This is a genomic window from Thioalkalivibrio sp. ALE20 (genome assembly GCF_000381405.1).
In the GTDB taxonomy this organism is placed as follows: Bacteria; Pseudomonadota; Gammaproteobacteria; order Ectothiorhodospirales; family Ectothiorhodospiraceae; genus Thioalkalivibrio.
The window spans coordinates 84,126-97,663 of sequence record NZ_KB906473.1 but is presented as its reverse complement, the minus strand read 5'-3'; the positions used below and the strand labels follow the sequence as shown (position 1 = coordinate 97,663).

Here is a 13,538-nt window from a genome sequence, read left to right as displayed (position 1 = left end):
CGCCAGCGCGGATTACCTTACGCGTTCCTGAAGCGCAGGCCCCCTCACAGGGCCGACCTCAAGTGCCGAGGTGGCGGAAATGGTAGACGCGCTAGCTTCAGGTGCTAGTGGGGGTAACCCCGTGGAGGTTCAAGTCCTCTCCTCGGCACCATTTTTATTCGCTTCCCGCTTCGTGCCCGAAGCAATCCTCAGATCCCGCGTCCGCAATCGCTCGCATGGCAATGGCCTGCGGGGCGTCTTTGCATGTGCGGTCGCCACCCGGCCCGCAACCGGACCGGACGGCCACCCCCGTCAGCCCCGGAACGGGTCGCGCATCACCAGCGTCTCGTCACGGTCCGGTCCGGTGGAAATCATGTCGATCGGAACACCCACCACCTCGGACAGGCGCTCCAGGTAGGCGCGCGCATTGGCGGGAAGCTGCGCATACTCCCGCACCCCGACAGTGGATTCCTGCCAGCCCGGCATCTCCTCGTAGACCGGCGTACAGGAATCGTAGGCCTCCGCCCCCGCGGGCGGGATCTCCACGCGACGGCCGTCAACGTCGTAACCGGTGCAGATCTGGACCGTCTCCAGACCGTCGAGCACGTCCAGCTTGGTCATGCACAGACCACTGATGCTGTTCACCGCGACCGCGCGCCGCAGCGCCACCGCGTCGAACCATCCGCAGCGGCGCGCACGGCCGGTGGTGGAACCGAATTCGTTGCCACGGCGCGCGAGATGTTCACCCATGTTGTCGAACAGCTCGGTGGGAAAGGGCCCCGCCCCGACCCGCGTGGTGTATGCCTTGGTGATCCCCAGCACGTAATCCAGGTCGCGCGGACCCACCCCCGAACCGGTGGAGGCCCCGCCGGCGGTCGTGCTGGAGGAAGTCACGAACGGGTAGGTGCCGTGATCGATGTCCAGCAGCGTGCCCTGCGCCCCTTCGAACATCACGTCGCGGCCCGCCGCACGCAGCTCGTGCAGGCGGCCGGCGACGTCGGTCACCATCGGCTTGAGGCGCTCGGCATGCTCGAGGCACTGCTCCAGCACCTGCTGATGATCCACCGTCGCAGCCCCGAAATAATGTTTCAGGGCAAAGTTGTGGTAATCCATCACCTCGCCGAGCTTGGCCGCCAGACGCTCGCGATGGAACAGGTCGTCCAGCCGCAGTCCGCGACGTGCGACCTTGTCCTCGTAGGCCGGACCGATGCCGCGGCCCGTGGTACCGATGGCCGCCTTGCCGCGCGCCTTCTCGCGCGCATGATCCAGCGCCACGTGGTATGGCAGGATCAGCTGGCAGGAGTCCGACAGCCGCAGGCGATCGGTCACCGGCACGCCGCGGGCCTCGAGCTCGTCCATCTCCTTGAGCAGGGCTTCCGGCGACAGCACCACGCCGTTGCCGATCATGCACTCCACGCCTTCGCGCAGGATGCCCGAGGGGATCAGGTGCAGCACCGTCTTCTCGCCGTCAATCACCAGCGTGTGCCCGGCGTTGTGCCCGCCCTGGAAGCGCACTACCGCCGCGGCATCCTCGGTCAGTCGGTCGACGATCTTGCCCTTGCCCTCGTCACCCCACTGACTGCCCAGTACGACTACGAAACGTCCCATCAGTGCTCCACCACCGTCCATTGTTCATTGCGGTACTCCAGGCGCGCGACCCCATCCGCCACCGGTGTCTCGCCGCGCAGCTCGCGGACCACCCGCACGCCGCGCCCGCGCAGCTCGCGCACCGCGGCCTCGAGCTCCGGATCGGTTCCGGCGGGCGCGAGCACGCATTCACGCGGCCGCGCCGGATCGCCGTCGGCGTCGCCGTGCCGAACGAGCTCGCGCAGGTCGGTACTGAAACCGGTGGCCGAGCGCGCCCGCCCGAAAACGCGACCGATCTCGTTGTAGCGCCCGCCCCGGGCGATGGCCTGTCCCGACCCGGGGATAAAGGCAGCGAAGACCAGACCGGTGTGATAGGCATAGCCACGCAGCTCCGCAACGTCCACGTGCAGATCCACGTCGGTATCCAGCACCTGCAGCGCATCCACCACCGCCGCAAGGTGATCCAGGGCCGCATGCACCTCTGCGGGCGCCCTGCCCAGCGCGGCGCGCGCGCTCGCCAGGACCTCGGGTCCGCCATTGAGGTCCGGCAGGGCACGCAGGGCGTCGGCCAGATCGGGGTCGAGGCCCGCCGTGCGCCATTGCGCCAGGGTCTGTTCGATTTCGGGGATGCTCTTGCGCTGCAGCTGATCGAAGAAGGCGCGCTCCTGCTCCGGCTCCAGACGCGCGGCCCGAGCCAGACTGCGGAAGATCCCGACGTGCCCCAGATCCATGCTCGGGCGGCGCACACCGCAGACCTCCAGGGTGGCCAGCATCAGACGGATGATCTCGACATCGGAATCCAGACCGTCGTGTCCGAAAAGCTCGGCCCCGGCCTGCAGCGGACTGCGGGACCCCGACCATTCGTCGGCACGCGCACGCAGCGTCGTGCCGACATAGCACAGCCGGTTGGCCCCCTCCACATGCTGGCGGTGGGCGTCGATGCGCGCGACCTGCGGCGTCAGATCCGCACGCACACCCATCAGACGACCGGTCAGCTGATCGGTCAGCTTGAACGTCTGCAGATCCAGCTCGTGGCCGGCACCGGTCAGCAACGACTCCAGGTATTCCGCCAGCGGCGGCATCACATGGTCGTAGCCCCAGACATCGAAATGGTCGAGCACACGCCGCCGCAGACCCTCCAGGCGCCGGGCCGAATCCGGCAGCGCCTCTTCCAGTCCGTCCGGCAGCAGCCAGCGATTGATTTCCGTCATGTCATCCTTGCCTGCACGGCCTGACCCGTCCACGGGCGGGCTGGCCAGAAGAAGGGCCCGCGGTGCGGGCCCGGCTTGTGATTGGCAGAACCTGCCCGCACCGGCCCCGCAGCGGGGCCGGCCGCACGATCACTCGGCGGGCTGCGGCAGCTGCGGAGCCCGGGACGGACGCTCGCCGCCCGGAGCGTTGAAGAACTGGAAGAACTCCGAGTTCGGTTCCAGCACGAACGTGCTGTTCTCGCCCTGCAGGCTGTTGCGGTAGGCGATCAGGCTACGATAGAAGCGGAAGAACTCTTCATCTTCGCCGAAGGAGGTACCCAGGATCTCGGTGGCCCGGGCATCGCCCTCCCCGCGGATCTCCTCGGAGTCACGGTACGCGTTCGCCAGGATCACCGTGCGATCGCGGTCGGCACGCGAACGAATCCGCTCGGCCTCTTCCTGCCCCCGGGCACGGAAGTCCTGTGCCACACGCTCGCGCTCGGCCCGCATCCGGTCGAACACCGACTCGGACACCTCGTCCGGCAGGTCCATGCGACGGATGCGCACATCCACCAGATCGACCCCCAGCTCCAGCGCCGTCTCCAGGGCGGCCTGGCGCACCGCGCCCATGATGGTCAGGCGCTCGCCGGCGACCACGTCCTGCAGCTCGTAGCGGGCGAATTCGTTACGCATGCCGTCCCGCAGGATCTGCGACAGGCGCTCCTCGGCCAGTCGTTCGTCACCGCGGGTGGCGCGGTAGAACTGACCGACATCGTTGATCCGCCACTTGGCGTAGAAATCCACGATGATGTTCTTCGCCTCGCTGGTCAGGAACCGGTCCGGCGGGATGTTCAGGGTCATGATCCGGGCATCGAACTTCTCGACGTTCTGGATCAGCGGGAACTTGAAATGCAGCCCCGGCTCCTGGTCCACCTCGCGCAGTTCCCCCAGGGCGAACTTGATCACGCGCTCGCGCTCGTCAACGGTGTAGGTCGACAGGGCCACAACGATACCGATGACCACCACGGCAATTCCGGCAATACGCAGCATCAGCGAACCTCCCGCGAGCGCAGGCTCTCGGTATCACGGGTCATGGAACCCCTTCCGGTGGTTCCGGAGGCACCCCCAAGGGTGCCGCGACCGGTATTCAGCGGACGCGGCGTCGGCGCATCACCCGAATTGCGGGTGCCCGGCTGACCGGAGAACATCTCGCCCAGCGGCAGCATCATAAGATTGCCGCTGGCGCCCACGTCCAGCATCAGCTTGCGCGAATCCTGGAGTACGGCTTCCACCGCCTCGAGATAGAGGCGATCACGCGTGACCTCGGGGGCCTGCTGGTATTCGGCCAGCAACTGATCGAAACGGGACGCATCACCTTCCGCCCGGGCCACGACCTGATCGCGATAACCCTCGGCTTCCTCGATGATACGGGCCGCCTGACCGCGTGCCCGCGGGATCACGCCGTTGGCATAGGCCTCGGCCTCGTTGCGGAAGCGGACCTCGTCCTCGCGTGCACGGATGGCATCGGCAAAGGCTTCCTGCACCGCCTCCGGCGGCTGGGCCTGCTGCATGGAGACCGCGGTCACCACAATCCCGGCGCCGTAGGCATCGAGGTTCTCCTGCATCACCGTGCGGGTGGACTGGGCGATCTCGCCGCGGCCCTCGCCGAGGATGAATTCGAGATTGCCCTTGCCGACCCGTTCACGGATGGCCGACTCCATGACCTGATGCACGGTGGCATCCGGGTTACGGACATTGAACAGGAAATCGACCAGGTCGAGGATGCGGTACTGCACCGCGATGTCGACATCGATGATGTTCTCGTCGCCGGTGAGCATCAGCGCGCGGCTCTCGATGGTCCGCACGTTGTCCACGTTCTCGATCTCGATCCGCTCGATGGGATAGGGCAGGTGCCAGCCCGGCCCCGGACTCTTGACCTCCTGGAACGCGCCGAAGCGCAGCACCACGCCACGCTCGCCTTCGGAGACGATGTGGAAGCCGGAGGCGATCCAGACCACCAGGGCGATGATCAGGCCGAGGCTGATCAGCGCCTGGGAGCCGCGCCCCATGCCGCCGCCGCCCAGGCCGCTTCCGCCCTGGTTGCCGCCACCAAAGATGCCGCTGAGCTGCCGCGACAGCTTGCGCAGCATCTCCTCCAGATCCGGCGGCTGCTGGCCGCCTCCGCCACCGCCGCTGCCGCCGCGGTTACCGCCTCCCCCGCTCCAGGGGTCGCGGTTGTTGTTTCCCGGTTCGTTCCAGGGCATGAATCAGGGACTCCGTCGATCGCTCGGGATGTGCCGAGAAGGCACAGGGAGCGGACATTCTAGGGGGGCACCCGGGGGCGGGCAAGCGCACCCCTGCGGGAGTCGGGTTGAGGGAAGGGCGATCCGCGGACGATCGCGGGCCCCGCGGGGCCCGCGACTCGCCGGGGCGGACGGGTCAGGCCGCGTCGCGCCGCCCGGAAGGAGAGGCTTCTCCGACGCCGGCCGCTTCCCAGGCGCCCATGCCGCCGACCACGTTCATCACGTGGCGATAGCCCAGGCGCTGCAGGATAGAAGCCGCGACCGTGGAACGGTAACCGCTGCCGCAGACCACGGCCACCGGCTCTTCCGGATCGACACCCGGGACGCCCTCACGGGTCTCCGCCACCGGCCGATGCACCGCCGCGTCGACGTGTCCCGCGGCGTACTCGGCCGGGGTACGCACGTCCACCAGCCGGGCCTCGCCGCGTGCCACGCGGTCCGCGGCTCCGCGGGCATCGACCTGGGCCAGGGTATCCAGCGGCAGGCCGGCGCCCGCCCAGGCGGCCATGCCGCCGCGCACGTAGCCGTCGATGTAGTCGCGCCCGGTGCGGACCATGCTGCGCACGGCCTGCTCGATCACTGCGGGGTCGCCGGTGTCATCGATCAGGATCACCGGGTGGTCATCCGGCGTGACCCAGCCCGCCCAGTTGGCGAACGGGCCGCGGATGCCGATGCCCAGGGCCCCCGGCACGTGGCCGCCCCCGAACGCCAGCGGATCGCGCAGGTCGATCACCGTGACCTCGCCGGCTTCCACGCGCCGCGCCACCTCGTCGGGTTCGATGGCCTGCATGCCCGGCAGCGGGATCACGTCCTTCGGACCCTCGGAGTTGATGCCCTTGTTGCGCGGATAGAAATCCGGGATCTCCGGCAGTCCGTGCAGCAGCTTCTCCACGAAGGCGTCCTCGCTCAGCGACGGATCCAGATAGGGGTTGGTCGCCCGCTCGTAACCCAGGGTGGAGACGGGACGCCCGGCCATGCCCGCGCCGCAGGCGGAACCGGCCCCGTGCCCCGGGTGGACCTCCACGCCGTCGGGCAGGTCGGCCAGCTTGTCGCGCACACTGGCGAACATCTGCCGCGCCAGCGCGCGCTTGGCCTCCTCGCCCAACAGGTCGGGCCGGCCCAGCGAGCCGACGAACAGGAAGTCGCCGGTGATCAGTGCGATCGGTTCGTCACGAGACCGTGCCCCGTCGAACACCACGAACATCAGATGCTCCGGCGTGTGCCCGGGAGTGTGACGGACCTCGATGCGCACGTTGCCGATGTCGATGCGGTCCCCTTCGTGCAGATCCTCGTGCGGGAACTGCACCCGGAAATGCTCGCCGGCGTCGTAGCCCGAGAGCATCAGCCGGGCCCCGGTCTTGTCCGCCAGCTCGCGGGCGCCCGAAGCAAAGTCGGCGTGGATGTGGGTATCCATCACGTACGCGATGCGATAGCCATGGTCCCGCGCATAGTCCAGGTAGACATCCACGTCGCGCTGCGGGTCGATCACGGCGATCTCGCCGCTGCCCTGGCAGCCGACCACGAAGGAATGCTGTGACAGTCCGGAATCCACGAAACGTTCAAAGATCATCGTTCTACCTCCTTTCCCTGCAGCCATCGCAGGGGTTGCCCATTTCTTGACTAATTTGGTCAGGCATTAGGGCAAAAGTTCCCGGAAGGAGGTTCTGATAGAAAATATAAATGAGACTCCCGGTGCCGCGTGGCTGTCCGGGAACCCGTCAGGGGGCGCGATCAGGCACCGGAGCCCGGTACCGAGGCGCGCGCACCGGCGGCTTGCGCGTCCTCGGTGTCCCCGGGGTCCTCGCCCGGCCCCACGAAGGCCGTTTCCGGATCCAGCCCGGCCTCGCGGAACAGGTCCTGAAAGCGCCGCTCGGGCAGCTGCACCCGCAGGCGGATCGCACCCTCATCACCGGTCTGCTCGGCCTCCACGGCGTTCTCGTCGTACAGCCGACCGCGCAGCCGCCCGGCGGACGGCGGCACCTCGACCCAGCCACGGCGCATGGATTCGGTGAAGGACTCGGCCAGGCGCTGGTACAGCCGCTCCACCCCTTCGCCGGTTTGCGCCGACAGCCAGAAGGCCTCCTCGCCCTCGCCACCGGCAAAGCGCTCCGCCGCCGCGTCGTCGCGCTCCGGCAGGGTGTCGATCTTGTTGTAGATCCGCCAGCAGGGCACGTCCTCGGCGCCGATCTCCGCGAGCACGTCCTCCACCTGGGCGATGTGCCGCTCGCGCTCCGGATCGGCCGCGTCGATCACGTGCAAAAGCAGCGCCGCCTCGCGGGTCTCGGTCAGGGTCGCCTTGAAGGCGGCCACCAGTTCGTGCGGCAGGTCGCGCACGAAGCCAACGGTGTCCGCGAGGATCACCGACTGGTGCGGCGCCAGATCCAGCCGGCGCAGGGTCGGATCCAGGGTCGCGAAGAGCTGGTCGGCCTGATAGACGTCGGAATCGGTGAGGCGGTTGAACAGGGTCGACTTGCCGGCGTTGGTGTAGCCCACCAGCGAGACGGTCGGCACCTCGTTGCGCAGGCGCGCCTGACGGCCCTGCTCGCGCGTGCGCTCGACCTTTTCCAGTCGCCGCTCGATATGCTTGATGCGTGCCGCCAGCAGCCGGCGGTCGGTCTCCAGCTGGGTCTCCCCGGGACCGCGCAGGCCGATCCCGCCCTTCTGCCGTTCCAGGTGGGTCCAGCCACGCACCAGTCGGGTGGACATGTGACGCAGCTGCGCCAGCTCCACCTGCAGCTTGCCCTCGTGAGAACGCGCGCGCTGGGCAAAGATGTCGAGGATCAGCCCGGCACGGTCCAGCACGCGGCACTGCAGGTGCTGTTCCAGATTGCGCTCCTGGCTGGGCGACAGCTCGTGGTTGAAGATGACGAGGTCGGCCCCGTGCACCGCCACCTGATCGCGAATGGCGTCCGCCTTGCCGGACCCCACGAACAGGCGCGAGTCGGGACGATGCCGCGAGCCGGATTCCACGGCCACCACTTCGGCCCCGGCCGAACGCACCAGCTCCTCGAATTCCTGCAGCTGGACCTCGAGATCGGTAGCACCGCCGATGGCCATGGCCACCAGCACCGCCCGGTCGCCACCGGTCTGCGGACGCTCAAACAACGCGCGACCACCCCCGATTCGGGCCCGGGCCACCCCGGAGGTGTACGACGCCCCTATTCATCCGCGGCCTCTCCACCGCTGGCCGCGGCGCTGTCTTCATCCAGCGGCATGCGCACCTGCCGCGCGGGCACGATGGTGGAGATCGCGTGCTTGTAGACCATCTGCGAAACCGTCGAGCGCAGCAGGACCACGAACTGATCGAACGACTCGATCTGCCCCTGCAGCTTGATGCCGTTCACGAGATAGATCGACACCGGAATCCGGTCGCGGCGCAGCGCGTTGAGAAAGGGTTCCTGCAGCATTTGCCCTTTGGCCATCGGTACATTCCCTGGTTGCATTCGTCGGGGCCCGCGCCGCGGGCCGAAACCTGTAAAAAGAGTAGCATATCGTCAGCGTGATGCCGTCTCGCGCAGGGCCGCCAGGGCCTGCTCCGGGTCGATGGTTTCCGCCGGCAGCCGCGCGTGCAGCGGGAAGCGCCGCAGGCCGGTCAGCTGGCGCTTGGCCAGCTGCCGCGTCGCGGCGATCACCCGGCTGCGGAACGTGGCGAAATCGACCTCGCCGTCCAGCCACTCCCAGCCCTGGCGATAGCCCACCGCCCGCTGCGAAGGGTGCTCCGCGGTCAGTCCGGGGCGCGCACGCAGGGCCCGCAGCTCCTCCACGAACCCCGCCTCCAGCATGGCATCGAAGCGTTCGGCAATCCGCGCGCGCAGACGTTCCCGATCTTCCGGCCACAACGCCAGTGCGCACCAGCCCGCTGGCAGCCGCGCCTCGCCCCCCTGCTGGAAGCTCGACAACGGGCGCCCCGTGGCCTCGAACACCTCCAGCGCCCGCAGGATGCGCTGCGGGTCGTTGGGATGGATGCGCCCGGCGGTCGCCGGGTCCACCGCCTCCAGGGCCTCGTGCAGGGCCCGGGCGCCTTCCGTCTCCAGCCGGGCGCGCACCGCGGCGCGCACCGCTTCCGGCACCGGCGGCATGGGGTCGATCCCCTCCAGCAGCGCCCGCAGGTACAGCAGGGTCCCGCCCGCCAGCAGGGCGACGCGCCCGCGCGCATGGATCGCGCGGATGCAGGCCCGGGCATCCGCGGCGAAGGTCGCCGCGTTATAGGTCTCCTCCGGATCCCGGATGTCCAGCAGGTGATGCGGCACCCGCGCCCGCTCGTGCGCATCCGGCTTGGCCGTACCGATGTCCATGCCGCGGTACACCTGCGCCGAATCCACGGTCACGATCTCGGCGTCCAGCCGCTGCGCGAGCTCCAGCGCTAGCCCGGTCTTGCCGGTGGCGGTGGGCCCGGCAAGCAGCACCACCGGCGGTTGCGGGACGTCCATCAGCGCCCGCGCATGAACAGCCCGTCGAGGGCGGCGTGATCCAGCTCCACCCAGGTCGGCCGGCCATGGTTGCACTGGCCGCTGCGCTCGGTGGCCTCCATGTCGCGCAGCAGCTGGTTCATCTCGGGGACGGTCAGCCGGCGCCCCGACCGCACCGAACCGTGACAGGCCATGGTGCTCAGCACCTCGTTGGCCGCCGCCTCGGTGCGCTGGCTGTGACCGCTTTCGGCCAGATCCCCCAGCACGTCGCGCAACAGCGCCGGTGCATCGCGGCCCCGCAGCAGCGCCGGCGCCGCGCGCAACCGCAGCCGTTCGCGACCGCAACGGTCCACTTCGAAGCCCAGCCCGGCCAGCGTATCCGCCTGTTCCTCCGCGCGGTCGGCCTCGGCCGGGGTGACCTCCACCTCCTCCGGCACCAGCAGCGGCTGGGCGGTCACGCGTTCACGCTCCCATTCGCGCTTGAGCCGCTCATAGGTGATGCGCTCGTGCGCGGCATGCATGTCCACCAGCACCAGCCCGCGGGCGTTCTCCGCGAGTACGAAGGTATCCGCGACCTGGCCGATGGCGAATCCCAGCGGGGGCATCTCCGCAGCCTCCGCGTCCTCGCCGGGAGCGGTTTCCGCCCCGGCGTAATCCGGTGTCGCACGCTCGCCCACGGCGGCGGAACCGGCGCCTGCCGGCGGCCGGAATGCGGCCCAGGCCGCGGCAAACCCGTCACCCCGCCCGGGGTCCGCGCGCCCCCCGGCACCGGATCCGCCCCCGGGGGGCGGAGCGGGGCGCCCGCCACCGCGCGCCGCACGGTCGCCCGGCGGCACTCCGTCAAGCAGCCCCGGCCGCGCATGCGGAGGGGCCTCCGGGCGCGGCGCGCCCGCCGGGGCGGCACCCGCCTCCGCGCCCTGACCGGCCTTCGCCTGCCCCAGCGCGGCATGCAGCGCATGGAAGATGAAATCGTGGACCATCCGCGACTCGCGGAAGCGCACCTCCTGCTTGGTCGGATGCGCGTTCACGTCCACCTGTGCGGGATCCAGCTCCAGCTCGAGCACGAACATCGGATGGCGCCCGTGGTAGAGCACATCCTGATAGGCCTTGCGCACGGCCGCGGTCAGGACCCGGTCGCGGATCGCACGGCCGTTGACGAAGAAATACTGCTGGTCGGCCTGGGCCCGGGAACGCGCCGGGGAGCCCAGCCAGCCGGACAGCACCAGCCCGGAACGCTGCTCGTCCACCGGGAGCGCATCCGCCAGAAATGCCTCGCCCAGCAGGGCCCGCACACGCGCAGCCGGATCGCCGGGCGCCCCCGGCAGATCCAGGGTCACCCGGTCGTTATGCCGCAGCACGAAGGCTACCTCGGGATGCGCCGCCGCCAGGGTGCGCAGCACGGACTCGCAATGGCCGTACTCGGTACGTTCGGTGCGCACGAAGCGCCGCCGCGCCGGCACGTTGAAGAACAGGTCGCGCACCTCGACCGTAGTGCCCGGCGGATGCGACGCCGGCATCACCTCGCCGAAGACATCGGAACCGTCCCCGGAAAGCTGCCAGGCGTTGCGCTCGCCGGGCACCGCCGAGGTCAGGGTCAGACGCGCCACCGAGGACACCGACGGCAGCGCCTCGCCGCGGAAGCCCAGGCTGTGCAGGGCCTCCAGGTCATCCATGCTGCGGATCTTGCTGGTGGCATGGCGCGACAGCGCCAGCGGCAGTTCTTCCCGCGCGATGCCACAGCCGTCGTCGGTCACCCGGATCAGGCGCGTCCCGCCCTGCTCCAGACGCACCTCGATGCGCGAGGCCCCGGCATCCAGGGCGTTTTCGACCAGCTCCTTGACCACCGAGGCCGGTCGCTCGATGACCTCGCCTGCGGCGATCTGGCTGATCAGCTGATTGGAGAGTTTCTGGATGCCCACGTCACGTCCCGGGAAAGCACTGAAACGCAGGGTAAGGAAACACCGGCGAATGTGCACGTGCGTGCTCGCCGAATCCCGTATTCGGACCGGGAGTCAACTGCCGCGGGAAGGGACCTCGAGGACCTGACCGGTATAGATGGTGTCACCGTTGACGCCGTTGACCGCGCGCAGCTCGGACAGGGACACGCTGTACTGGTCCGCGATCCCGGACAGGGTCTCGCCGGGGCGGATGATGTGCTGCTCGGTGTCCTTGCCGCCATCGGCAATCAGCGTGCCCGGACGCGCGTGGGTGGAGAAGTACGCCCGCAGACCGGTCAGCAGGGCTTCGGCCAGCGACTGCTGGTAGCTGGAGCTGCGCAGGCGACGTTCGTCCTGCGGATTGGAAATGAAACCGGACTCGACCAGGATGGACGGCACATCCGGCGAACGCAGCACGGCGAAATTGGCCCGCTCGACCTTCGGGCGACGCACCTTGCCGACCCGGTCCAGCTCATCGATCATCCGCTCGGCCAGGGTGGAACTGGCCTCGAGGCTGCCGCTCTGGGCCAGATCCAGCAGCACGTTGCTGAGGGAATCATCACGGCCGTTCATCGGCACCCCGCCCAGGCGCATGTCGGCCTGATTCTCGCGCTCGGCAAGGAAGCGTGCGGCCTCGCTGGATGCCCCGCCCTCCGACAGCATGTACACCGAGGAGCCGTTCACGCTGGGGTCCGGGAAGGCATCCGCGTGGATCGACATGAACACGTCGGCCTCCGCCTCGCGGGCGCGCTTGACGCGCTCGCGCAGGGGCAGGAAATAGTCGCCGGTGCGGATCATCACCGCCTCCATGCCCCATTCATCCTCGACCAGGTCCGCAAGCCGCTGCGACACTTCCAGCGCCACGTCCTTCTCGCGCGTGCCGTTAGGCCCGATGGCGCCGGGATCATGCCCGCCGTGGCCGGCATCGATGGCCACGATCACGTCGCGCAGGTCCTCCTGCGAGCGACCGCGACGCGGTTCGCGCTCCTCGCCCGCTTCCACCCGCGTGCCCGCCGAGCCGCTGCGCGTCAGGTCCAGCACCAGCCGGTGCGGGGCGCCCTGGGCCGGCATCAGCTGGAAGCTGCGCGGGTTCACGGCCTCGCGCAGATCCAGGACCACGCGCAGATCGGAGCCGTTGCGCGGCGCATGGCGCACGCCGTCGATCACCGAACGCGGATGATCATTGACTTCCAGGCTGGTGTCGGTGCTCGCGTTCGTCAGGTCCACCACCAGCCGTTCCGGCGACTGCAGGCGAAACACCTCGTACTCGGCCTCGCCCTCCATGTCGAAGACCAGACGCGTGGTTTCTCCGTCCACGGACATGCGCAGGCGCTCGACGCGCGCCCCGGCCGCCGCCGGGAGGGGCAGCGTCGCCAGACCCAGTGCACCCAGGGCGCGCAGGATCTGGCGGCGATTCGGATCGATGTCGGAACGGTGATGGCCCACGCACATACCCCGGCTGGTCAGGGACTCCACTCTTATTGTGGACAGATCCTCTGAAAAAGCAACCCGGAATGTCGCGAATTTTTAGGAAGATACCGAGGTTTCTGCGTGTACCCTCACAACCTGCGACCTCGCTCCCCACATCTCTCCGGGCGCCACCAACCACTACATGTGGTATGCGGAAAAACCCGCCAGTCCCAGATCTATTCCTGCCCCGGCGCCGCCGCCAGCGCGGCGCGACCGGCCTCGGCGGCCGGCCCATCCAGCCACAGCCGGCGTCCGTACTCCGGCCCGTCCGGATGTTCCTCGAGGTGGATGCGCAGGTCCGGCTCCGGCAGCCAGCCGCAACCGCGCTCCGGCCACTCGACCAGCCACAGCACCCCGGTGCCGTGCACCTCGCGCACGCCGAGGTACTCCAGCTCCTCCGGATCCCCCAGACGGTAGAGATCGAAATGCAGTACTCGCCGGGAATCCAGCTCGTACGGTTCGACCAGGGTATAGGTCGGGCTGCGCACCGTCCCCGCATGCCCCAGGGCCCGCAGCAGGCCGCGCACCCAGGTGGTCTTTCCCGCGCCCAGGTCGCCCTCCAGATAGACCGTGCGCAGCCCCGGCACCGTCGCCAGCGCCGCACCGGCCGCCTCGGTGGCGGCCGCATCCGGCAGTTCCACCGGGGCTCCGTCGAAGGCCGCC

The 13,538-nt window shown here is 69.1% G+C and carries 11 protein-coding genes and 1 tRNA gene; 1 reads left to right on the top strand and 11 read right to left on the bottom strand.

Annotated features, from left to right (window positions below):
• The first annotated feature begins 64 nt into the window (after positions 1-64).
• A tRNA-Leu gene (locus F790_RS0105975) sits at positions 65-151 on the top strand.
• A 140-nt stretch (positions 152-291) separates the two neighbouring features.
• On the opposite strand, the gene F790_RS0105970 is transcribed toward F790_RS0105975, so the two are convergent.
• The 11 genes from F790_RS0105970 to tsaE form a co-directional block, all read right to left on the bottom strand.
• A complete protein-coding gene (locus F790_RS0105970; RefSeq protein ID WP_018870346.1) occupies positions 292-1,587 on the bottom strand; it encodes an adenylosuccinate synthase in 1,296 nt (431 codons plus the stop codon).
• Entirely contained in the window at positions 1,587-2,777 is a 1,191-nt protein-coding gene (locus tag F790_RS0105965) for an ATP phosphoribosyltransferase regulatory subunit (protein ID WP_019021774.1), read from the bottom strand. The genes F790_RS0105970 and F790_RS0105965 overlap by 1 nt, the downstream gene beginning before the upstream one ends.
• Before the next feature lie 129 nt (positions 2,778-2,906).
• On the bottom strand, positions 2,907-3,806 hold the full coding sequence (gene hflC, locus F790_RS0105960; protein WP_019591105.1) for a protease modulator HflC: 900 nt from the start codon (positions 3,804-3,806) through the stop codon (positions 2,907-2,909).
• Positions 3,806-5,020, bottom strand: a complete 1,215-nt coding sequence (gene hflK, locus F790_RS0105955; RefSeq protein ID WP_019591104.1) for an FtsH protease activity modulator HflK — start codon at positions 5,018-5,020, stop codon at positions 3,806-3,808. Before hflK ends, hflC begins: the two co-directional genes overlap by 1 nt.
• A gap of 175 nt (positions 5,021-5,195) precedes the next feature.
• Positions 5,196-6,629 (bottom strand): MBL fold metallo-hydrolase, encoded by a 1,434-nt coding sequence (locus F790_RS0105950; RefSeq protein ID WP_019591103.1) that lies wholly within the window; start codon positions 6,627-6,629, stop codon positions 5,196-5,198.
• 161 nt (positions 6,630-6,790) lie between these two features.
• Positions 6,791-8,164: a ribosome rescue GTPase HflX gene (gene hflX, locus F790_RS0105945; protein WP_019591102.1), complete on the bottom strand. Its 1,374-nt coding sequence runs from the start codon at positions 8,162-8,164 to the stop codon at positions 6,791-6,793.
• Positions 8,165-8,217: 53 nt separating this feature from the next.
• Positions 8,218-8,481: an RNA chaperone Hfq gene (hfq, locus tag F790_RS0105940; protein ID WP_018870352.1), complete on the bottom strand. Its 264-nt coding sequence runs from the start codon at positions 8,479-8,481 to the stop codon at positions 8,218-8,220.
• A 72-nt stretch (positions 8,482-8,553) separates the two neighbouring features.
• Entirely contained in the window at positions 8,554-9,489 is a 936-nt protein-coding gene (miaA, locus tag F790_RS0105935) for a tRNA (adenosine(37)-N6)-dimethylallyltransferase MiaA (protein WP_019591101.1), read from the bottom strand.
• The gene (gene mutL, locus F790_RS0105930) at positions 9,489-11,387 is read right to left on the bottom strand and encodes a DNA mismatch repair endonuclease MutL (RefSeq protein WP_019591100.1); all 1,899 of its coding nucleotides are present in this window, start codon (positions 11,385-11,387) and stop codon (positions 9,489-9,491) included. Before mutL ends, miaA begins: the two co-directional genes overlap by 1 nt.
• 93 nt (positions 11,388-11,480) lie before the next feature.
• Complete coding sequence (locus F790_RS0105925; RefSeq protein WP_019569608.1) at positions 11,481-12,857, bottom strand: N-acetylmuramoyl-L-alanine amidase; 1,377 nt, start codon at positions 12,855-12,857, stop codon at positions 11,481-11,483.
• Positions 12,858-13,051: 194 nt separating this feature from the next.
• Positions 13,052-13,516 (bottom strand): tRNA (adenosine(37)-N6)-threonylcarbamoyltransferase complex ATPase subunit type 1 TsaE, encoded by a 465-nt coding sequence (tsaE, locus tag F790_RS0105920; RefSeq protein WP_019569607.1) that lies wholly within the window; start codon positions 13,514-13,516, stop codon positions 13,052-13,054.
• Between the last annotated feature and the right edge of the window lie 22 nt (positions 13,517-13,538).